Raw genomic sequence first — 19,817 nt, forward strand, 5'->3', positions numbered from 1 at the left:
GACAAAAAAGCTGTTTTAAGCAAAACGGCGCGGAAAACCCGCGCCGTTTCAATAGTTTTCAAGCTGTTATCCGCGATCAAAGATCGGTGATGTCATTCTTGTTGCCCTTTGCTGGCGTCTTCTTGGCTGCAGCGCGACGCTCAGCCATGAAGCGGTCGAACTCTTCCTTGTCGCGTGCGCGGCGAAGCTCTGCGGCATAGGATTCGAATTCGGCGCGGGCTTCGTCAAGCTTGCGGCGCTCTTCGGCAAGGCGGTTCAGTTCTTCGCGACGCCAGTCGTCGAAGGCTGCGTTGCCAGTTGCGCTGCCGAAGTTGAAGCTCTCGCTTTTGCGGCAGTTGCGGAAAGAACCGAACATGGAATCGGTCTTCTCGTTGACGCCGCGCTTGAACCCTTCGAGGCGGTCGCCCCAAAGAATATAGGCGAGCATGGCAAGGCCAAGCGGCCAGAAGAGAAAGAAGCCGAGCACCATCAGCGCAATCGTGGCTGGCGTCCATGCCGGTCGTATCAATGCGGAATTGGTCATGGTCTGCTCCATAAAATCAGGCCTGCCAGGTCCACATCATGCGGACATTTCGTGTTTGGCGGCTTGATTTCGAATTGGTGAGGGGATTGCGGCATTTCAAGCATGTCGCAATCCGATTCCAGTCCGATTCAGAGGGAGTCAGAGCTAACCAATGTGATTATCTCGAAATTTTTTTCCGAAAATGTTCGAGAAAAGTTACGGCAAGCCCGGCTATCAGGGCCCAGAAGGCCGAACCGACCCCGAAGAATGCCATGCCGGAGGCGGTCACAGCGAAAGTGATCGTGGCGGCAAGGCGCTCCGGTTCGTCCTTCAAGGCAAGCGACATGGCGTTGATGAACGGGCCGGTCAGGGCAAGACCGGCGACCAGCGCGATCAGCGTTGTCGGCAGCACGGCGAAAATCGCAACCAGCGATGCGCCGAACAAAGCGAACACAACATAGATTGCCGCATAGACCGGCCCGGTCAGCCAGCGCTTGGTGGGATCGGGATGGGCATCGGGATTGGTGCAAAGTGCTGCCGAAATCGCCGCCAGATTGGTGGTGGATGCACCGAACGGTGCCGACAGTATGGAAAACAGACCCGTCACGCGCAGGCAGGCGCTGGTCGGCGGTTCATAGCCGGATGCGCGCAGCACCGCAAAACCGGGCAGGTTCTGCGACGCCATGGTGACGAGATAGAGCGGCAAGGCGAGGCCGATCATCGCGCTTAAGTGAAATTCCGGCCAGACGAGGGTGAGCGTCGAGATTTCCGGTGCGGGCAGGGTTGGCGAGCGGCCTGAAACAAGCGCGAAGATCATGCCAACCACCAGAACGGCGATGACTGCCAGCGACGGGTTGAAGAGGCGGATCAGGAAGAACAGCGCTACCAGCGGCAGCACGAAAACGGGATCGAAGGGAACAGTCTTGGCGGCGGCGATGACGAAGCTGAGCAGTACGCCCGCAAGCATGCCCGAGGCGACGGAGGCCGGTATGCGCGAGACCAGCACCGAAAGCTGGCGGATCAGTCCGGTCGCGATCAGCGCAATCGCCGTCACGATGAAGGCGCCGACGGCTTCCGCCATGGTGAAACCGGCGCTTGCGCCGATCAACGCCAGTCCGGGCGTCGACCATGCCGCGATGATCGGCATGCGATAGCGCGTGCTGAGCCAGGCTGAGGTGGCGGCGATGGAAAGACAAATGGCCGTGACCCAGCTCGCTGTTTCGGCCTGTGTGGCGCCCAGAACCTGTGCGGCGGCGATGATCAGCGCCAGCGTGCCCCCGAAGCCAACAATGGCCGCAACCGCCGATGACGCGATGACCGAAAAGCGCATGATGATGCCCCGTTATGCTGTTGTGGTCACACGTTCGGCCAAACCGGAGACCGTGCGGATGAGAAGATCGAGATCCTGCGGGCGTGACAGCCGGTGGTCGCCGTCGCGTACAAGCGTCAGCGTCACATCATCGACCGGCAGATGCTCCACCAGCGTCAGCGCGTGCTTGTACGGCACGTCCGGGTCCTGCATGCCTTGCAGAATATGGACCGGGCATCCGGTTTCGATAATGCCCTTGAGTACGAGGTTCTGGCGGCCGTCTTCGAGAAGCGCACGTGTGTAGACGTACGGATTGGGCGAATAGTCGGAAGGCTCTTCGAAATAACCCTTTTCCTGTAAGTCGCGCTTTTGGGCGTCAGAAAGGGTTGGCTCGACAAGCACCGCCGTGAAGTCGGGGGCGGGCGCAATCAACACGATGCCGGCGGGCTCCTTGCCTTCCTTCTTCAATTCCTGCGCCATTCGCAGCGCAATCCAGCCGCCCATGGACGAGCCGACGAGAATTTGCGGGCCTTTGGCATAATGGCGATAGACGGCAAGGCTTTCGTTGAGCCAGCGCGAAATCGTGCCCTGATTGAAATCGCCGCCGGATTCGCCGTGACCGGAATAGTCGAGCCGCAGCGCGCTATGGCCGGTCTTTTCGGCCCATTCATCGAGAACGAGGGCCTTGGTGCCGCGCATGTCGGAACGATAGCCACCTAACCAGACGACACCGGGCCGATTTTTACCCTCTCTGTGGCGAACGGCAATCTTCGCGCCGTCCACGTCAAGAAATTCTGGCTCCAGTTCTGGCCCCGCACTGCTCATCTGAGTCTCCTGATTGTTGGGATGACTTTTGCCATGTCTTGTCTGGCGAGGAAACCCGCGCGATCAGCCCAACCGCTTGGCAGCCCTTGAAATTGCAGGAAATGTGACCGATATGTCGCTTTCAGCCCCCGATTTAGCTCTTTATCAAGTGGGGGTGATTTTTCCTGTCAAAGATGCTATTGACTTCGCCGCTTGCTTGACGACATTTCCGCGATCAACTGCGGTTTGATCGGGGATATGTCGTGTGAGCGACAAAAGTTCTTGCCGTATGAACGTTAACAATCAGGAGATAACGACCATTCGCCGACCGTTCAGAGCGACGCCGGTCCAGAAAGACGGACCGCGCTCCAACCGTGACATCCGGGTTCCCCGGGTCCAGCTTATCGATGCCGAAGGCCAGAACCATGGTGATGTTTCCATTCAGGAAGCGATTGCTATGGCAGAGGAAGCGGGCCTTGATCTCGTTGAGATCGTGCCGAACGCAGAGCCTCCGGTTTGCAAGATCGTAGACCTTGGTAAGCTGAAGTATCAGAACCAGAAAAAGGCCGCCGAGGCACGCAAGAAGCAGAAAACGGTTGAAATCAAGGAAATCAAGATGCGACCGAACATCGACACCCATGATTATGAGGTGAAGATGAAGGCCGCCGTGCGTTTCTTTGAGGAAGGCGACAAGGTAAAGGTTACCTTGCGTTTCCGTGGCCGTGAAATGGCGCACCAGGAGCTCGGTATGAAGCTTCTGCAGCGTGTAAAGGAAGACACTGTCGAAATCGCGAAGGTCGAGTCCGAGCCGAAGCTCGAAGGCCGTCAGATGATGATGGTGCTTGCACCGCGCTGATTTTTCAGAATTGTCTTGGAAAAGCCGCCTTCGGGCGGTTTTTCTTTGCCGGAAATTTGCCCGCAATCGGATGGGCGGCAACCAATGTGGCAATCGTGGAACAATTATGAAGACGATAGGTGAACTGGGAAGATATCAGCAACGTCGCCGTCTGGCGATTGGCGTTGTGATTGCGCTGCTGGTGATCGCGCTGCTTTTCGTGCGCTCGGCCTGGGTCGGGCATGCGCATGAATATATCGAGGCGATCGGCATCAGCTTCATCGTCGCCGCGATTCTCGGGCGCCTGTGGTGCACGCTTTATATCGGCGGGCGCAAGAGCGCGGAAATCGTGCGCAGCGGTCCTTATTCGATCACGCGCAACCCGCTTTATGTGTTCAGCACCATCGGTGCGATGGGCATCGGCGCGCAGACGGGCAGTATCATCGTGGCAGCCGGCTTCGGCGTGCTTTGCTATATCGCCTTTTCCATCGTCATCCGCACAGAAGAAAAATTTCTGGAGCAGAATTTCGGCGAGCCTTACCGCGCTTATTGCCGTGAGGTTCCACGCTTCTTCCCGAAGTTTTCGATCTATAGCGACGACGCGACGGTCACGGTGAAGCCGGACCGGCTCTATCGTACTTTCATAGATGGGCTGGTATTCTTCGTAGCCTATCCGTTCTTCGAATTTATCGAGTACCTGCAGGACATCCATGTCTTGTCGGTTTTGTTGCGGCTTTATTGATCAATTTCGGTTGATTCAGCCATTGCGTTTTATGGGCTTTAAGCCTATAAGGCCGCGTTCGAACCGCCCGGCAGGGCATGCCGTGGCGGTTTCGTATGCTTTTCAGGCTTGGTCTGTCTGAAAGTAAAAACAGATTTCGGTCGGTTTCAGGCACGAGCGCCTTCCATAACAAGAGGCGTGGAGTGCCGCAGGCACGACGGGGATCGCAATTAAGGAGTAGCAAAATGCCCAAGATGAAGACCAAATCGGCCGCGAAGAAGCGGTTCAAAATCACCGGCACTGGCAAAGTTGTAGCTGCGGCTGCAGGCAAGCGCCATGGCATGATCAAGCGCTCGAACAAGTTCATTCGCGATGCACGCGGCACCATGGTGCTCTCGGAAGCAGATGCGAAGATCGTAAAACAGTTCCTGCCTAACGGCCTCTAAGCCGCTGTCCTTTAAGGAGATCATGATATGGCACGCGTAAAACGCGGCGTTACCTCACACGCCAAGCACAAAAAAGTTCTCGATCAGGCTGCCGGTTTCCGCGGTCGTCGCAAGAACACCATCCGCACCGCTAAGGCTGCAGTTGACCGTTCGAAGCAGTATGCTTATCGCGACCGCAAGAATCGCAAGCGTACGTTCCGCGCTCTCTGGATCCAGCGCATCAATGCTGCTGTCCGCGAGCAGGGCCTGACCTATGGCCGTTTCATCGACGGTCTGGCCAAGGCTGGTATCGAAATCGACCGCAAGGTCCTGTCCGATATCGCAATCCACGAACCGGATGCATTCGGTGCGCTGGTTGCATCGGCAAAGAAGGCTCTTGAGTACCTCAAGAACACCGAAACGCCGAACGCTTTTGAAGGCGCTGTCCGCTAAGCCAGCCCTTCCCAAGTGACATTGTGAATTTGGGGAACCCGCGCTGGCTCGGCTGGCGCGGGTTTTTCTTTCTTATCTGGTGCCCGGTGCCGATATCGCCGATCAAGAGGCGTGGGTGTTGCAGGCGCGCAGGGAAATAGACAAGAGGCGTGGAGCGCCATCGGCGCGACAGGGAAGCAAACAAGAGGCGTGGAGTGCCGAAGGCACGACAGGGATGTAAACAAGAGGCGTCGAGTGTCCCTTGGACACGAGAGGGATATAGACAATGAGCGATCTTGAACAACTCGAACAAACGATCATGGGCGAAATCGCCGCCGCCAGCGATGAGCAGGCGATTGAAGCGGTCCGCGTCGCGGCACTGGGCAAGAAGGGCACGGTTTCCGAGAAGTTGAAACTGCTCGGCACCATGTCGCCGGAAGAACGCCAGCTTCAGGGCCCGGCGATTAACGGCCTGAAGAACCGCGTCACCGATGCGCTGACGGAGCGCAAGTCTGCGCTGCGCAAGGCTGCGGTTGCGGCCCGTCTGGAACGCGAAAAAGTCGATGTGACGCTGCCGGTTCGTGAAAGCGCTGCCTCGCGCGGCCGCATTCATCCGATTTCGCAGGTGGTGGACGAAATCACGGCGATCTTCGCCGATATGGGTTTCTCGATTGCCGAAGGTCCGGATATCGAAACTGATTACTACAATTTCACCGCGCTGAATTTCCCGGAAGGGCACCCGGCGCGCGAGATGCACGACACGTTCTTCTTCAATCCGGATGAAAAGGGCGAGCGCAAGCTTCTGCGCACGCATACATCGCCGGTGCAGGTGCACACGATGGAGAAGTTCGCAGCGATCCGCGACAAGGAAGGCCGCGACGAGCCGATCCGCATCGTGATCCCGGGCAAAACCTATCGCATGGATTCCGACGCCACCCATTCGCCGATGTTCCATCAGGTCGAAGGTCTGGTCGTGGACAAGTCGGCCAATGTCGCCAACATGAAGTGGGTGCTGGAAGAGTTCTGCAAGGCGTTCTTCGAAGTGCCGTCGGTGACGATGCGCATGCGTCCGAGCTTCTTCCCGTTCACGGAACCATCTGTCGAAGTGGATATCCAGTGCGACCGCTCCGGTCCGCATGTGAAGTTCGGCGAGGGCAATGACTGGCTCGAAATTCTGGGCTGCGGCATGGTGCATCCGAATGTGCTGCGCGTTTCGGGTTATGACCCGGACGTCTATCAGGGCTTTGCCTGGGGCATGGGTATCGACCGCATCGCCATGCTGAAATACGGCATGCCGGATCTGCGCGCCTTCTTCGACGCCGATGTGCGCTGGATCAACCATTACGGTTTCCGTCCGCTCGATCTGCCGACGCTGTTTGGTGGCCTCAGCGCATGACGCAATTGCCCGAACCTTATCGCGATGCCGTGACTTTCGCCTTTGGCGATTCGCCGGAACTCGCCGATGAGCTGCTTGCGCTGGTTCTGGCAGGTCGCAAGACTGCGACCTGCGCCGCGCTTGCCTCATTCGGTGAAGACGGCGAGCCGATGCCGGTCATCGGTCGTCGCGATGTGGTTCTGGATGGTCTTGGCCGACCCGCTGCGGTGGTCGAAACCGTCGAACTGACGGTCCGCCGCTTTGATGAGGTTGATGCCGCATTTGCGGAACAGGAGGGCGAAGGCCCGCTGGAAGAATGGCGAAAGGGCCACGAAGCCTATTTTCGCCGCAACGGCGGCTTCTCTCCAGATATGGAATTGCTTTGCGAGCGCTTTCGCGTTGTCGAAGTGCTCAAACGCTGATTTTTAGGAAAGAACACGATCATGAAATTCACGCTTTCCTGGCTCAAGGATCACCTTGAAACCGATGCGACGCTCGACCAGATCGTCGAGAAGCTGACCGATATCGGTCTTGAAGTGGAATCGGTCGATGACCGCGCCGCCTTCAAGGCTTTCAAGATCGCCAAGGTGGTGAGTGCCACCCAGCATCCCGATGCCGACAAGCTGCGCGTGCTCTCCGTCGATACGGGCGATGGTAAGCCGGTACAGGTCGTTTGCGGCGCGCCGAATGCCCGCGCCGGTCTGGTCGGTGTTCTGGGCCGTCCGGGCGACTATGTGCCGGGTCTCGATGTCACGCTGTCGGTCGGCAAGATTCGCGGTGTCGAAAGTTTTGGCATGATGTGCTCCGAACGTGAGCTGGAACTGTCCGACGAGCATAACGGCATTATCGATCTGCCAGAAAATGCACCGGTGGGCACAAGCTTTGCGGCCTATATGGGCCTTGACGATCCGATTATCGAAATCGGCCTCACGCCGAACCGCGCCGATTGCACCGGTATTCACGGCATTGCCCGCGATCTGGCAGCCGCCGGTCTCGGCACGCTGAAGAACACGCTGCCAGCCGCCGCCAAGGGCGAAGGCGAAACGCCGGTGAAGATCGTTCTCGATCAGGATGCGGAAAACCCGTTCTGCCTTGGCTTTGCGCTGCGCATGGTCAAGGGCGTGAAGAACGGCCCGAGCCCGAAATGGATGCAGCAGCGTCTGAAGGCAATCGGCCTGCGCCCGATCAATGCGCTGGTGGATATCACCAATTACGTGACCTTCGATCAGGGCCGTCCGCTGCATGTTTTCGACGCGGCCAAGGTCAAGGGGAATCTGACGGTGCGTGCGGCGCGTGAAGGCGAAACCATTCTGGCGCTCGACCAGCGCGAGTATAAGTTGAAGCCCGGCATGTACATCATTGCCGATGAAAACGGTCCCGAATCGATTGCCGGCATCATGGGTGGCGAACATTCTGGCTGCGACGAGAACACTGTCGATGTGCTGATCGAATCCGCGCTTTGGGATGCGCGCATGATTGCACGCACGGGCCGCGAACTCGGCATCGTCACCGATGCGCGCTATCGGTTCGAGCGCGGCGTCGATCCGGAAATGATGGTTCCGGGTGCGGAAATTGCAACCCAGCTGGTGCTGGACCTGTGCGGTGGACAGCCGACGGTTCTCGACGTTGTCGGTTACAAGGCGCCAGCTGCGCGCGTCATCGATTTCCCGGTCACGGAAGTAAAGCGCCTGACAGGTATCGAGGTTTCCTACGACGCTTCGCTCGATATCCTGAAGCGTCTCGGCTTCGGTGTCGAAGGCGATGGCAAGGTCATCAAGGCAACGGTGCCGACATGGCGTGGAGACGTGGAAGGCAAGGCCGACCTCGTTGAAGAAGTCATGCGTATTCACGGCATCAACCAGATCGAGCCGCAGCCGCTGCCAAACCATGGCGCCGTGAATGGCCGTATCCTGACCACCTTGCAGATTCGCACGCGCCATGCCCGCCGTATGCTCGCTTCGCGCGGCATGCTGGAAGCGGTGACCTATTCCTTCATTTCCGAAGCACACGCCAGGGCATTTGGCGGCGGCCAGCCGGAGCTGAAGCTTGCGAACCCGATTGCAGCCGACATGTCGGATATGCGTCCGTCGCTTCTGCCGGGCCTCTTGGCTGCGGCACAGCGCAATGCGGATCGCGGTTTTGGCGATATCGCTCTGTTCGAGGTTTCGGGCATCTATGAAGGCGACACGCCGGAGAAGCAGCGCCGTGTGGCCGGTGGTATCCGTCGCGGAACGGCGGGCGTTGAAGGCGCTGGCCGCTTCTGGTCGGGCAATGCGGCGACCGTTGGCGTGTTCGACGCCAAGGCCGATGCGCTGGCGGCGCTGGAAGCTGCCGGTGCGCCGGTTGATCGCATCCAGATCGAAGCCGGTGGACCGGAATGGTTCCATCCGGGCCGTTCCGGCACGCTGAAGCTCGGCCCCAAGGTCGTGCTTGGCTATTTCGGCGAGTTCCATCCGGACACGCTGGAAGCCCTCGACGTGTCGGGCAATCTCTGCGGCTTCGAAATCTATATCGATGCGATCCCTGAGCCGAAGGCAAAGGCGACCCGCACCAAGCCTGCGCTCAACCTGTCGCAGTTCCAGAGCCTCAAACGCGATTATGCCTTTGTGGTGGATGCCACTGTCGAAGCGGGCAATGTCGTGAAGGCGGTTTCGGCAGCCGACAAGAAGCTGATCGTCGGCGTTCAGGTGTTCGATATCTTCACCGGTGCATCGCTTGGCGAAGGCAAGAAGTCGATTGCGGTTGAAGTGCTGCTTCAGCCGCAGGACCGCACCCTGACCGACGAAGATCTGGACGCATTGTCGAAACAGGTTGTGGCAAGTGTCGCCAAACAGACCGGCGGCGTGCTGCGCGGATAAGCAAAAAGTAAAGAGCCCGGCTTCAAGCCGGGCTCTTTACTTTTGCGGGCATGGCGCGCATGGCCATGTCGATGATGTTTTGCACCGCGGCCCGCGAACTGCCGTCGCGCGCCTCATAGGAGAGGCTCTGCTGGATCGCGTGGTAGAATTCGCTCATCTGGGCGATGTCGGTTTCGGGCGGCAGGTCGCCCTCGCGCAAGGCGCGTTGCAGGCGCTTGGAAAGCAGGTCCTGATTGGTGTGGCGAATGGCTGTCAGGAATTCCTTGACCGGGACGTTCTCCGGTTTGCACTGGATCGAGCTGACGCTGATCATGCAGCCGCCAGCAGGACACGCAAAAGCGCTGTCTGCGCTCAATTCAAGCCAGAGGCGTATGCCGTCCTGAATGGTGACGGCGTCTTCCAAAGCTCTGAAGGGGGCAGCGCCGATGGTGCGCCGATAATAGTCAACGGCCTCGCGAAACGCCTGTTCCTTGTTGCCGAATGCGGCATAGAAACTCGGCGGCGTAATGCCTATGGCTGCCGTGAAATCGCTGATCTGGGCGCATTCATAGCCCTTGGCCCAGAAAACTTTCATGACCTTGTCCAGCGCAGCATCGCGATCGAAACTGCGCGGGCGACCGCGCGAAACCATTTTTCCTCCCTTTCTGTAGTCTGTCTTATATAATTCTCTTGACGCGCTCGAACAAGTCGATATGAATTATATAATCATTATTACATAAATAGGATTCGTCTCCATGAACGATTCGTGCGATTCTGCCCTTGCGGCGGATGGGACGGTTGCGTCCCGTAAAGAGGCGCGGGCAATACCGCTGGTGGTCTATTGTCTCAGTCTCGGCGTTTTTGCGCTGACGACCTCCGAACTGATGATTTCGGGCATGATGCCCTCGCTTCAGGAAGCTTTTGGCCGCTCCATTGCCGATATCGGCAATCTGATTTCGCTCTATGCCTTGGGCATGATGATCGGCGGTCCGCTGGTAACGGTGCTGTTTCTGGCCCTGAAGATCGAGAACAAGCGCGGACTGCTCGGCCTTTTGATCTTCTATGCGCTTGCGCAGAGCGTTGCCGCCTCCACCAGCAATTTCCAGGTGCTTCTGGCCGCCCGCGTGCTGACCGGCATGGCCGCCGCAACCAGTTTCGGCCTCATGCTCGCCATTACGGCGCAGCTGGTCGCGCCGGAACTGCGGGGACGCGCGTCCTCGCTGGTCTTTGCCGGATTGATGCTCTGCACCGTGCTGGGCGTGCCGATTGCAACGGCGATCACCAATGCGTTCGGCTGGCGCGCCAGCTTCTGGAGCATCGTGGTGCTGATTCTGCTTTGCGCGCTGGTCATCGCGCTCAAGATCGAAACGACCCGTGACGGACCGCAGGCCGATCTGCGTTCGGAATTGGCGGAAATGCGCAAGCCAAAACTCTGGGCGGCCTATGCCACCAGCGCGCTGGTCATCGGCTCGTCTTTTGCGGTTTACAGCTATCTGTCGCCGATCACCGTGGAATTGGCCGGATTTTCGGCCATGCAGGTTCCATTCCTGCTCGCCATCTATGGTGCGGCCAACATCGTCGGCAACTATGTTTCCGGGCGCTTTGCCGATCGGCACACGATCGTGACGATCTTTGCAGGTCTTGTGGTGATGCTTGCAGCCATGCTGATCTTCGCGCTTTTCGCCGAACTCAAGCCTGCTGCAATCCTCGCCATCGTGATGATCGGCCTGACCGGCATTGCGTTGAACCCGGCTTTCGTGGCGCGTGTGATGCGCATTGCCCATCCCGGCGCATTGGTGAATGCAATGCACGCATCGGTTATCAATATCGGCCTTGGCCTTGGTCCATGGATCGGCGGTCTGGCGATGGAAGCGGGATATGGTCTCCATGCACCGCTGTGGGTTGGCTTCGCCATGACGCTCGGCGGGCTGTTGACGCTTGCGCCGCCAGCCTTGCGGCGGATGTGATTGCAATTCGAAACGATAGTGAAAAACCGGGGCTATCCCCGGTTTTTCTATTTCTTGCGTTTACGATCATGCAATCGATAGGCTTCATTAGCCGATGCGAGGAATAGGATGAACCACCTGCGCTATGTCGGATTACCGGAACAGGAACAACGGGCGATCTTCTCGGAAATCGTCCTGCAAAACGCGCTCCTGATTGACGCGTTTTCACGTGTGCAAGACCTTGCCGCTCAGGCTGTAGACGGTCCCGAAACTGTGGAATTCTGGATCGTCTCGGGCGCGCTCTATAACAGTGTCTGGAATCATCTCACCGAGAGGCCTTTGCTGCACGGCATCAAGGATGTCGATCTTTTCTATTTCGATGCGCGGGATCTCTCCTGGGAGGCGGAAGGCCGGCTGATCGAACTGGGAAAGGCGGTTTTCAGCGATTTTCCCCTGCCGGTGGAAATACGCAATCAGGCGCGGGTGCATCTGTGGTTCGAACAGCGCTTCGGCCAGCCCTATGAGCCACTACGCTCAGCAACGGAATCAATCGGGCGCTTTTCGACCATCGCGCACTGTGTCGGTGCCCGGTCGGAAAGCGATGGCACGCTGACGTTACACGCACCCTTCGGCCTCGATGACATTTTTTCGTTTCGTCTCAGGCCTAATCGTGCCATCGATAACGCCGCAACGCATCGCGCCAAGGCGCGCCGCGCGCTTTCATACTGGCCGGAACTGACTTTTCAGGACTGGGACGCAGCAGAATGAATTGTCGCCGGGCAATGAGAGTAACGATCTGAACGAAGGAAATGGCATGTTCCGTTGGGGTATTCTTTCCACCGCCAAAATCGGCGTCACGCAGGTGATTCCCGCATTGGCCGCGTCGGATAATGGCGTGGTCCATGCGATAGCGAGCCGCGATCACGCCCGTGCCCGTGCCGTGGCCGACCGTTTCGGTGCCCCGCTTGCCTTCGGCTCCTATGAGGAATTGCTGGCCAGCGATCAGGTGGACGGCGTTTATATCCCGCTGCCGACATCGCAGCATATCGAATGGACGATCAAGGCGGCGGAAGCCGGCAAGCATGTGCTGTGTGAAAAGCCGATAGCGCTGAAAGCCGACGATATCGACCAGCTCATCGCCGCGCGCGACAAGCACAAGGTCACAATCGCCGAGGCCTTCATGGTCTATTACCATCCGCAATGGATCAAGGTGCGCGCATTGGTGGCCGAAGGCGCCATCGGCACGTTGCGCCATGTTCAGGGCGCTTTCAGCTATTTCAACGTCGATCCCGGCAATATGCGCAACCAGCCCGACCTCGGCGGCGGCGCGCTGCCGGATATTGGCGTTTATCCGATGGTCGTAACCCGCATGGTCACGGGCAAGGAGCCGCTCTCCGTGCAGGCTTCCGTCGAAATCGACCCGAATTTCGGCACTGACCGCTATGCCAATGTCGCGGCCCGATTCGACGGCTTCGACATGACTTTCTATGTAGCGACGCAGCTTGCCGGGCGTCAGTTCATGGTTTTCCACGGCGACAAGGGCTTCATCGAGGTTCATGCGCCGTTCAACACCGGCAAATACGGTCATGGCCGCGTGACGCTCAACGACGCAGGCCATACGGAAGCGACGGAATGGTCGTTTTCGGACGCAAACCATTATCAGTTGCAGGCGCAAAATTTTGTGCGGGCGGTGCAGGGCGAGGATGTAGCCTTGTTTTCATTGGAGAATTCCAAGGCCAATCAGCGCGTCATCGACGCGATCTATCGGGCGGGCAAAAATAATGGTTTCGTAGACCTCTAGGTTCCCTGTAGGGATCGTCCGGATAAAGACCTGTCAGAATAGCCGGGAAGGAATTTATGACTGTCCGGCTGTTCTGACTTGCAGTGAAAAAGCGCCTTTCTTATATACGCCTCGCACAGGGCTTCGATGACAGGCCGAGGGGTCTTGAAAAAACCTCCGGAAACCCAACCTTGAAGCGGGCATTGTGAAAAACCGTAGGAGCCGCCCATGGAACGCTCGGTAGAGGTCTTGGCGGTTTGCTGAATGGAGAGAAATATGGCTAAAGTTATTGGTATCGATCTGGGAACGACCAACTCCTGCGTCGCCGTTATGGACGGTAAGAGCGCGAAGGTCATCGAGAATGCCGAAGGCGCCCGCACGACGCCTTCCATCATTGCTTTCACCGATAGTGACGAACGTCTCGCTGGTCAGCCTGCGAAACGTCAGGCCGTCACCAATCCGGAAGGCACCCTGTTTGCAGTCAAGCGCCTGATCGGTCGCCGTTTCGACGATCCGATGGTCACCAAGGACAAGGATCTTGTCCCGTATCACATCGTCAAGGGCGACAATGGCGATGCCTGGGTAGAAGTTCACGGCAAGAAGTATTCGCCATCGCAGGTTTCCGCGATGATCCTTCAGAAAATGAAGGAAACGGCTGAATCTTACCTCGGCGAAACCGTCACGCAGGCCGTTATCACGGTTCCGGCTTACTTCAACGACGCCCAGCGTCAGGCCACCAAGGACGCTGGCAAGATTGCCGGTCTGGAAGTGCTGCGCATCATCAACGAGCCGACCGCTGCCGCGCTCGCCTATGGTCTCGACAAGAGCGAAGGCAAGACTATTGCCGTATACGATCTTGGCGGCGGCACCTTCGACGTGTCGGTGCTTGAGATCGGTGACGGCGTGTTCGAAGTGAAGTCCACCAACGGTGACACGTTCCTCGGCGGTGAAGACTTCGACATGCACATCGTCGACTACATGATCACCGAGTTCAAGAAGGAAAGCGGCATCGATCTGAAGAACGACAAGCTTGCTCTGCAGCGCCTCAAGGAAGCTGCCGAAAAGGCCAAGATTGAACTGTCGGCTGCCCAGCAGACCGAAATCAACCTGCCGTTCATCACCGCTGACGCAACGGGTCCGAAGCATCTGGCCATCAAGCTGTCGCGCGCCAAGTTCGAAAGCCTTGTCGAAGACCTCGTCAAGCGCACGATTGAGCCGTGCAAGGCCGCTCTGAAGGATGCCGGTCTCAAGGCTGGTGAAATCGACGAAGTGGTTCTGGTCGGCGGCATGACCCGCATGCCCAAGATCCAGGAAGTCGTGAAGGCCTTCTTCGGCAAGGAACCGCACAAGGGCGTGAACCCGGATGAAGTCGTCGCCATGGGCGCGGCCATTCAGGGCGGCGTTCTGCAGGGCGACGTCAAGGACGTTCTGCTGCTCGACGTGACCCCGCTGTCGCTCGGCATCGAAACGCTCGGTGGCGTGTTCACCCGTCTGATCGACCGCAACACGACCATCCCGACCAAGAAGTCGCAGACCTTCTCCACTGCCGAAGACAATCAGTCGGCTGTGACGATCCGCGTCTTCCAGGGCGAGCGTGAAATGGCTGCCGACAACAAGATCCTCGGCCAGTTCGACCTCGTGGGCATTCCGCCTGCACCGCGTGGCGTGCCGCAGATCGAAGTGACCTTCGACATCGACGCCAACGGTATCGTCAACGTATCGGCCAAGGATAAGGGCACCGGCAAGGAGCACCAGATCCGCATTCAGGCTTCGGGCGGTCTGTCGGATGCCGACATCGAAAAGATGGTCAAGGACGCCGAGGCCAATGCCGACGCCGACAAGAAGCGCCGCGATGCCGTTGAAGCCAAGAACCAGGCCGAAAGCCTGATCCACTCGACGGAAAAGTCGCTGAAGGATTACGGCGACAAGGTCTCGGAAGACGACAAGCAGGCCATCGAAGGCGCGATCGCTGCGCTCAAGACCTCGCTTGAAGGTGACGATGCCGAAGACATCAAGGCCAAGACCCAGACGCTCGCTGAAACGGCGATGAAGCTCGGTCAGGCCATGTATGAGGCAGCGCAGGCTTCTGAAGGTGCGGACGCCGAAGGCGGCGAGCAGGCTTCGTCCAAGGACGATGTCGTTGACGCCGACTATGAAGAAATCGACGACGACAAGAAGAAGTCGTAATCATCTGCCGCTGACAGTGAAAGCCCGGCTCCATGCCGGGCTTTTGCCAGTTTCGGTATTCGGCAGACGATGAATAATAACGAAGGCTCCGGTTGGGAGTCCGGTCCAGCCGCCGGGGTAACGGACGTATGAAGATCGATTATTACGAAGCATTGGGCGTAGAAAAGTCCTGCGATGACAAGACGCTGAAAGCGGCTTTTCGCAAGCTCGCCATGCAGTACCATCCTGATCGCAACCCGGATAATCCGGAAGCTGAACGCAAGTTCAAGGAAATCGGCGAAGCTTACGAAACGCTGAAGGACCCGCAGAAGCGGGCAGCCTATGACCGTTTCGGCCATGCTGCCTTTGAAAATGGCGGCGCAGGTGCCGGTTTTGGCAATGGCTTTGCGGGCGCGGGCGGTTTTGCCGATATTTTCGAAGATATTTTTGGCGAGATGATGGGTGGCGGTCGCCGCCGTTCCAGCAACGGTCGCGAACGCGGCGCCGATCTGCGCTATAATATGGAAGTGACGCTCGAAGAAGCTTTCGCCGGCAAGACGGCGCAGATTCGCGTGCCGACCTCCATCACCTGTGATGAATGCTCCGGTTCGGGTGCCAAGGCGGGTTCGCAGCCCACCACCTGTACCATGTGCTCGGGCTCGGGCCGGGTGCGCGCGGCGCAGGGCTTCTTCTCGGTGGAACGCACCTGCCCGACCTGTAATGGTCGCGGTCAGGTCATCAAGGATCCTTGCGGCAAGTGCCACGGTCAGGGCCGCGTGACGCAGGAGCGTTCGCTTTCGGTCAATATCCCGGCCGGGATCGAGGACGGCACCCGTATTCGCCTTGCAGGCGAAGGCGAAGCCGGAATGCGCGGCGGTCCGTCGGGTGATCTCTACATCTTCCTTTCGGTCAAGCCGCACGAGTTCTTCCAGCGCGACGGCTCCGACCTTTATTGCAAGGTGCCGATCTCGATGACCACGGCGGCGCTGGGCGGCCAGTTCGAAGTCTCGACACTGGACGGCACCCAGACCCGCGTGAAGGTTCCCGAAGGCACGCAGAACGCCAAGCAGTTCCGCCTCAAGGGCAAGGGCATGCCGGTTCTGCGCCAGCAGGCGGTGGGCGATCTCTATATCCAGATCGATATTGAGACGCCGCAGAACCTGTCGAAGCGCCAGCGCGAATTACTGGAGGAATTCGAAAAGCTCTCCTCGCAGGAGAACAGCCCGAAATCAGCCGGGTTCTTCTCGCGGATGAAGGAATTCTTCGAGGGAATAGGTGAGTAAAAAAGGGGAGCCAAACGGCTCCCTTTTTTCATATTTTCCTTATTCCTGCCTTGCTTAAGGAATTGAAAGCGGCATAAGCTTGTCCAATAACGACAATGGGAGCATGCGGAATGGCAGGTCAACTCGGCAGGAAACTCGCCGCGAAATTCGACGAGGAAATCCGTTTTTTCAAAGGGTGGATTGACGGGCCGAAAGCGGTAGGCGCCATTCTGCCGACCAGCTCCATCACCGCGCGGCGCATGGCAAGCGTGATCGATATCCATTCCGGCCTGCCGGTTCTCGAACTTGGGCCGGGCACCGGCGTCATCACCAAGGCGATCCTCAAGCATGGCGTGAAGCCATCCGATCTTTATTCGATCGAATATTCGCAGGATTTCGTCGAGCATCTGAACAAGACCTATCCTGAGGTGAACATCATCCAGGGCGATGCGTTCGATCTCGACACCACGCTCGGCACCATGAAGGACCAGCAGTTCGACAGTATTATTTCTGCCGTGCCGCTGCTCAACTTCCCGATGGCGCGCCGTGTGCAGCTTATCGAAGATATGCTGACGCGCATTCCGCGTGGCCGTCCGTTCATGCAGATCACTTATGGACCTCTGCCGCCGGTTCCAGCCGGTCGCGGAAACTATACGGTTCAGCACTATGATTTCGTCATGCGTAATGTTCCGCCAGCACAGCTGTGGGTTTACCGCAGGCCACTCGGCTGATTGACTGTCCGTGATTGTATTTGCTGATTCTCGGAGTTGTCCATGACCGCACGTGTTCTTGTCTTCGCCGGTTCGATCCGTATCGGCGCTTTCTCGGGTCATATGGCGGATGCCGCCCAACAGGAATTGCGGGCGCAGGGTGCGGAAGTCACCCGCATCACGCTTGCTGATTATCCGTTGCCCCTGATGGACCAGAATCTGGAAAAGGAGCATGGCGTTCCCGAAAACGCCATGAAGCTCGGTCGGCTCTTTGCCGAACACGACGCGCTTCTGATCTGCTCGCCGGAATATAATGCATCGATCCCGCCGCTGCTGAAAAACACGCTCGACTGGGTCAGCCGGATTTCCAAGGATGGCGACCAGCCGCTGCGGCCCTATAGCGGGCTGACGGTCGGTCTGTGTTCGACGTCGGACGGTATGTTCGCCGGTATGCGCGGGCTCTACCACCTGCGCGCGGTGTTGATGGCGGTTGGAACGCAGGTCGTGACCGAACAATGTTCGGTCGGTCGCGCCTCGGTGGCATTCAACGAGGACGGCACCCTCAAGGATGAGCGCAGCGCCAAAATGCTCACAGCCGTCTGTCAGAGCGTGATCAGCCGGGCAGGCTGATTCTCCGTTCAATCTGCATATTTCGGGGCGCGGTATCTTTCGTACCGCGCCCCGTTGTGCGATTAGAACAAAAATTGCAGCGGAGAATTTCATGACGACGACAGAATTGCGCGATCAGCTGATCGTGGGCCTCGACGTGCCGACTATCGCCGAAGCGGAAAAAGCCGTTGAGGAACTCGGTGATGCCGTGTCCTTCTACAAGATCGGCTATCAGCTGGTTTTTGCGGGCGGTCTCGATTTTGCGAAGAGCCTGATTGCGGCGAAGAAGAAAGTCTTCCTCGACATGAAGCTGCTCGACATCGACAACACCATCGCCAAGGGCGTGGAGAATGTTGCGAAGATGGGCGTTTCGATGCTCACGCTCCATGCCTATCCAAAAGCCATGCGCGCTGCCGTCGAAGCCGCCAGAGGGTCAGATCTCTGCTTGCTCGGCGTGACGGTTCTGACGTCGATGGATGATGCCGACCTGCGCGAAGCGGGCTATTCCGACAATGCGGAAACGCTGGTCCTGAAGCGCGCGCGTCAGGCGCTGGACGCCGGCATGGGTGGTATCGTCGCTTCCGCAGCCGAAGCTGCCGCCATTCGTCAGGCCATCGGACCGGATATGGCGGTGGTGACGCCGGGCATTCGTCCCGCAGGCGCGGAGAAGGGTGATCAGAAGCGTGTCATGACGCCAGCGGATGCGCTTCGTGCCGGCGCCAGCCATCTTGTCGTGGCGCGACCGATTGTCGGCGCAGCGGATCGCAAAGCGTCTGCCCTTGCCATTCTGGAAGAAATGCGCTCCGCTGCGTAAATAGTTTTCGAGGAGGAAAGCATGACGAAAGCCTATTGGATCGCCCGCGTGGATGTTCGCGACCCGGAACGCTACAAGGATTATGTGTCCACAGCCAAACCCGCCTTCGAACGCTATGGCGCGAATTTCATTGCGCGCGGCGGCAAGGCGGAAGCCGTCGAAGGACAAGGACGTGCGCGCAATGTCATCATCGAGTTCGAGACCATGCAGCACGCGCTCGATTGCTACAACTCGCCGGAATATCAGGCGGCGAAAGCTATTCGCCAGACCGTAGCGGATGGTGAGATCGTCATTGTCGAGGGTATCTGACACCACAATGAAAAAGGCCTCGGAAGGGGCCTTTATCTTTTAGAGCGCTACCGGCGGGTCATGCCGCCCCGCCAATGTGAGATCAAGCAGCAGCACCTTTCCGGCATGGGGATCGGCGTTACGAGCCTCGTCGTTCATGCCTTCATGGGCGCTGGTCACGATCATCACCGCCGCATCCGGGCCGACAAAGGCCGGGCAGGACGGCTGGCTTACAGGCAGTTCTATCGATCGGATCAGGCGACCTTGTGGTGAATAGGCGTGAAGCGCTTTTCCGCCCCAGCAGGCGTTCCAGACGGTGCCTTCCGCATCCACGACTGATCCGTCAACGCCGCCTTCATCGACACGGTGATGAAAGACGCTCTTTTCCGAAACCGGCAGCCCCGTTTCAGGATCGGTATCGACACGCCAGATGATATTGCGGTCGGTATCGGCGAAATAGGCGATCTTTCCATCCGGCGAAAAGCAGATCGAATTGGTGATCGTGATGCCGGAAAAGAGCTTCTTCACCTGGCCTTCGCGATACCACCAGATGGAACCGGCATCCTTCTCGGCCTTACGGCCCATGGTGCCGATCCAGAATGCGCCGGAGGGGTGGACGCGCGCATCATTGGAGCGCGTCACCGGATTGTCGGCTTCCAGCGGATGATGCATCGTCAGACGACCATTGGCGCGCTCGCGGATGAACAGCCCGTGTTCGCTGACCAGAAGCTGGCGCTCGCGGTCGATGACGGCAAGGGCGCTGGCTTTCATGCCGAGGTCATGGACCTCCATTGCCCCGCTTTCCCAGTTTCGCTCGATGAGTTTGTGCCCGAGAATATCGAACCACCAGACATGGCCTGTCAGCGGATCGTAACCCGGGCCTTCGCCCAGTTCTGCGATATGGTCGGCGAATATGACAGTTTTGACGGACGTCACCTTTTCCTCCCGAAAAGTATCATTCAACCGCTGTGTCTAGAGCATTTTCCCGCCAAATGAAAAGCT

General features: G+C 58.3%; 22 protein-coding genes. 16 read left to right on the plus strand and 6 right to left on the minus strand.

Going from position 1 to position 19,817, the window contains the following annotated elements; translation table 11 throughout:
- Positions 1-76: 76 nt before the first annotated feature.
- The 4 genes from FIC94_RS19150 to FIC94_RS22850 form a co-directional block, all read right to left on the minus strand.
- Positions 77-523, minus strand: a complete 447-nt coding sequence (locus FIC94_RS19150; protein ID WP_109370060.1) for a DUF2852 domain-containing protein — start codon at positions 521-523, stop codon at positions 77-79.
- Positions 524-680: 157 nt separating this feature from the next.
- Positions 681-1,832, minus strand: coding sequence for a benzoate/H(+) symporter BenE family transporter (locus FIC94_RS19155; RefSeq protein WP_140026070.1), 1,152 nt, complete (start codon positions 1,830-1,832; stop codon positions 681-683).
- Between the two features lie 12 nt (positions 1,833-1,844).
- Positions 1,845-2,636: an alpha/beta hydrolase gene (locus tag FIC94_RS19160; RefSeq protein WP_109370062.1), complete on the minus strand. Its 792-nt coding sequence runs from the start codon at positions 2,634-2,636 to the stop codon at positions 1,845-1,847.
- A 214-nt stretch (positions 2,637-2,850) separates the two neighbouring features.
- Positions 2,851-3,042 (minus strand): hypothetical protein, encoded by a 192-nt coding sequence (locus FIC94_RS22850; protein WP_319080802.1) that lies wholly within the window; start codon positions 3,040-3,042, stop codon positions 2,851-2,853.
- Between FIC94_RS22850 and infC the strand changes: the two genes are divergently transcribed.
- The 7 genes from infC to pheT all read left to right on the plus strand — a co-directional run bounded on the left by infC (position 3,019) and on the right by pheT (position 9,261).
- Positions 3,019-3,471, plus strand: a complete 453-nt coding sequence (gene infC / locus FIC94_RS19165) for a translation initiation factor IF-3 (RefSeq protein ID WP_318282644.1) — start codon at positions 3,019-3,021, stop codon at positions 3,469-3,471. The genes FIC94_RS22850 and infC overlap by 24 nt on opposite strands.
- A gap of 106 nt (positions 3,472-3,577) precedes the next feature.
- Positions 3,578-4,192 carry a methyltransferase family protein gene (locus FIC94_RS19170; protein ID WP_109370063.1) on the plus strand — a complete coding sequence of 205 codons (615 nt, stop codon included), beginning with the start codon at positions 3,578-3,580 and terminating at the stop codon, positions 4,190-4,192.
- 224 nt (positions 4,193-4,416) lie between these two features.
- A complete protein-coding gene (gene rpmI / locus FIC94_RS19175; protein WP_024898386.1) occupies positions 4,417-4,617 on the plus strand; it encodes a 50S ribosomal protein L35 in 201 nt (66 codons plus the stop codon).
- Between the two features lie 27 nt (positions 4,618-4,644).
- Positions 4,645-5,049: a 50S ribosomal protein L20 gene (gene rplT / locus FIC94_RS19180; RefSeq protein ID WP_105543029.1), complete on the plus strand. Its 405-nt coding sequence runs from the start codon at positions 4,645-4,647 to the stop codon at positions 5,047-5,049.
- 265 nt (positions 5,050-5,314) lie between these two features.
- Positions 5,315-6,424 (plus strand): phenylalanine--tRNA ligase subunit alpha, encoded by a 1,110-nt coding sequence (gene pheS / locus FIC94_RS19185; protein WP_140026071.1) that lies wholly within the window; start codon positions 5,315-5,317, stop codon positions 6,422-6,424.
- The gene (locus tag FIC94_RS19190) at positions 6,421-6,825 is read left to right on the plus strand and encodes an ASCH domain-containing protein (RefSeq protein WP_140026072.1); all 405 of its coding nucleotides are present in this window, start codon (positions 6,421-6,423) and stop codon (positions 6,823-6,825) included. Before pheS ends, FIC94_RS19190 begins: the two co-directional genes overlap by 4 nt.
- A gap of 21 nt (positions 6,826-6,846) precedes the next feature.
- On the plus strand, positions 6,847-9,261 hold the full coding sequence (gene pheT / locus FIC94_RS19195) for a phenylalanine--tRNA ligase subunit beta (RefSeq protein ID WP_140026073.1): 2,415 nt from the start codon (positions 6,847-6,849) through the stop codon (positions 9,259-9,261).
- Between the two features lie 22 nt (positions 9,262-9,283).
- On the opposite strand, the gene FIC94_RS19200 is transcribed toward pheT, so the two are convergent.
- Complete coding sequence (locus FIC94_RS19200; protein ID WP_140026074.1) at positions 9,284-9,892, minus strand: TetR/AcrR family transcriptional regulator; 609 nt, start codon at positions 9,890-9,892, stop codon at positions 9,284-9,286.
- A 103-nt stretch (positions 9,893-9,995) separates the two neighbouring features.
- On the opposite strand from FIC94_RS19200, the gene FIC94_RS19205 reads away from it, so the two are divergent.
- From FIC94_RS19205 to FIC94_RS19245, 9 genes are all read left to right on the plus strand, one after another.
- Complete coding sequence (locus FIC94_RS19205) at positions 9,996-11,207, plus strand: MFS transporter (RefSeq protein WP_140026075.1); 1,212 nt, start codon at positions 9,996-9,998, stop codon at positions 11,205-11,207.
- A 108-nt stretch (positions 11,208-11,315) separates the two neighbouring features.
- Positions 11,316-11,954, plus strand: a complete 639-nt coding sequence (locus FIC94_RS19210; RefSeq protein ID WP_140026076.1) for a nucleotidyltransferase family protein — start codon at positions 11,316-11,318, stop codon at positions 11,952-11,954.
- A 46-nt stretch (positions 11,955-12,000) separates the two neighbouring features.
- A complete protein-coding gene (locus tag FIC94_RS19215) occupies positions 12,001-12,987 on the plus strand; it encodes a Gfo/Idh/MocA family protein (RefSeq protein ID WP_140026077.1) in 987 nt (328 codons plus the stop codon).
- Between the two features lie 255 nt (positions 12,988-13,242).
- Complete coding sequence (gene dnaK / locus FIC94_RS19220; RefSeq protein ID WP_140026078.1) at positions 13,243-15,153, plus strand: molecular chaperone DnaK; 1,911 nt, start codon at positions 13,243-13,245, stop codon at positions 15,151-15,153.
- Between the two features lie 128 nt (positions 15,154-15,281).
- On the plus strand, positions 15,282-16,415 hold the full coding sequence (dnaJ, locus tag FIC94_RS19225) for a molecular chaperone DnaJ (RefSeq protein ID WP_109370071.1): 1,134 nt from the start codon (positions 15,282-15,284) through the stop codon (positions 16,413-16,415).
- Positions 16,416-16,525: 110 nt separating this feature from the next.
- Positions 16,526-17,125 (plus strand): phospholipid N-methyltransferase PmtA, encoded by a 600-nt coding sequence (gene pmtA / locus FIC94_RS19230; protein WP_109370072.1) that lies wholly within the window; start codon positions 16,526-16,528, stop codon positions 17,123-17,125.
- Between the two features lie 42 nt (positions 17,126-17,167).
- On the plus strand, positions 17,168-17,734 hold the full coding sequence (locus tag FIC94_RS19235) for an NADPH-dependent FMN reductase (RefSeq protein ID WP_140026079.1): 567 nt from the start codon (positions 17,168-17,170) through the stop codon (positions 17,732-17,734).
- A gap of 91 nt (positions 17,735-17,825) precedes the next feature.
- Positions 17,826-18,527, plus strand: coding sequence for an orotidine-5'-phosphate decarboxylase (gene pyrF, locus FIC94_RS19240; protein ID WP_109370074.1), 702 nt, complete (start codon positions 17,826-17,828; stop codon positions 18,525-18,527).
- Positions 18,528-18,548: 21 nt separating this feature from the next.
- Positions 18,549-18,836, plus strand: coding sequence for a DUF1330 domain-containing protein (locus FIC94_RS19245; RefSeq protein WP_109370075.1), 288 nt, complete (start codon positions 18,549-18,551; stop codon positions 18,834-18,836).
- Between the two features lie 39 nt (positions 18,837-18,875).
- On the opposite strand, the gene FIC94_RS19250 is transcribed toward FIC94_RS19245, so the two are convergent.
- Positions 18,876-19,751 (minus strand): SMP-30/gluconolactonase/LRE family protein, encoded by an 876-nt coding sequence (locus tag FIC94_RS19250; RefSeq protein WP_109370343.1) that lies wholly within the window; start codon positions 19,749-19,751, stop codon positions 18,876-18,878.
- Between the last annotated feature and the right edge of the window lie 66 nt (positions 19,752-19,817).

It is taken from the genome of Ochrobactrum teleogrylli (genome assembly GCF_006376685.1).
GTDB classification, from domain to species: Bacteria; Pseudomonadota; Alphaproteobacteria; order Rhizobiales; family Rhizobiaceae; genus Brucella; species Brucella teleogrylli.

What these genes read in the sequence shown, in the direction of transcription:
- FIC94_RS19150 (WP_109370060.1), bottom strand. Translation starts at nt 523, where the DNA reads ATGACCAATTCCGCATTGATACGACCGGCATGGACGCCAGCCACGATT.
- FIC94_RS19155 (WP_140026070.1), bottom strand. Translation starts at nt 1,832, where the DNA reads ATGCGCTTTTCGGTCATCGCGTCATCGGCGGTTGCGGCCATTGTTGGC.
- FIC94_RS19160 (WP_109370062.1), bottom strand. Translation starts at nt 2,636, where the DNA reads ATGAGCAGTGCGGGGCCAGAACTGGAGCCAGAATTTCTTGACGTGGAC.
- FIC94_RS22850 (WP_319080802.1), bottom strand. Translation starts at nt 3,042, where the DNA reads ATGGTTCTGGCCTTCGGCATCGATAAGCTGGACCCGGGGAACCCGGAT.
- FIC94_RS19170 (WP_109370063.1), top strand. Translation starts at nt 3,578, where the DNA reads ATGAAGACGATAGGTGAACTGGGAAGATATCAGCAACGTCGCCGTCTG.
- rpmI (WP_024898386.1), top strand. Translation starts at nt 4,417, where the DNA reads ATGCCCAAGATGAAGACCAAATCGGCCGCGAAGAAGCGGTTCAAAATC.
- rplT (WP_105543029.1), top strand. Translation starts at nt 4,645, where the DNA reads ATGGCACGCGTAAAACGCGGCGTTACCTCACACGCCAAGCACAAAAAA.
- pheS (WP_140026071.1), top strand. Translation starts at nt 5,315, where the DNA reads ATGAGCGATCTTGAACAACTCGAACAAACGATCATGGGCGAAATCGCC.
- FIC94_RS19190 (WP_140026072.1), top strand. Translation starts at nt 6,421, where the DNA reads ATGACGCAATTGCCCGAACCTTATCGCGATGCCGTGACTTTCGCCTTT.
- pheT (WP_140026073.1), top strand. Translation starts at nt 6,847, where the DNA reads ATGAAATTCACGCTTTCCTGGCTCAAGGATCACCTTGAAACCGATGCG.
- FIC94_RS19200 (WP_140026074.1), bottom strand. Translation starts at nt 9,892, where the DNA reads ATGGTTTCGCGCGGTCGCCCGCGCAGTTTCGATCGCGATGCTGCGCTG.
- FIC94_RS19205 (WP_140026075.1), top strand. Translation starts at nt 9,996, where the DNA reads ATGAACGATTCGTGCGATTCTGCCCTTGCGGCGGATGGGACGGTTGCG.
- FIC94_RS19210 (WP_140026076.1), top strand. Translation starts at nt 11,316, where the DNA reads ATGAACCACCTGCGCTATGTCGGATTACCGGAACAGGAACAACGGGCG.
- FIC94_RS19215 (WP_140026077.1), top strand. Translation starts at nt 12,001, where the DNA reads ATGTTCCGTTGGGGTATTCTTTCCACCGCCAAAATCGGCGTCACGCAG.
- dnaK (WP_140026078.1), top strand. Translation starts at nt 13,243, where the DNA reads ATGGCTAAAGTTATTGGTATCGATCTGGGAACGACCAACTCCTGCGTC.
- dnaJ (WP_109370071.1), top strand. Translation starts at nt 15,282, where the DNA reads ATGAAGATCGATTATTACGAAGCATTGGGCGTAGAAAAGTCCTGCGAT.
- pmtA (WP_109370072.1), top strand. Translation starts at nt 16,526, where the DNA reads ATGGCAGGTCAACTCGGCAGGAAACTCGCCGCGAAATTCGACGAGGAA.
- FIC94_RS19235 (WP_140026079.1), top strand. Translation starts at nt 17,168, where the DNA reads ATGACCGCACGTGTTCTTGTCTTCGCCGGTTCGATCCGTATCGGCGCT.
- pyrF (WP_109370074.1), top strand. Translation starts at nt 17,826, where the DNA reads ATGACGACGACAGAATTGCGCGATCAGCTGATCGTGGGCCTCGACGTG.
- FIC94_RS19245 (WP_109370075.1), top strand. Translation starts at nt 18,549, where the DNA reads ATGACGAAAGCCTATTGGATCGCCCGCGTGGATGTTCGCGACCCGGAA.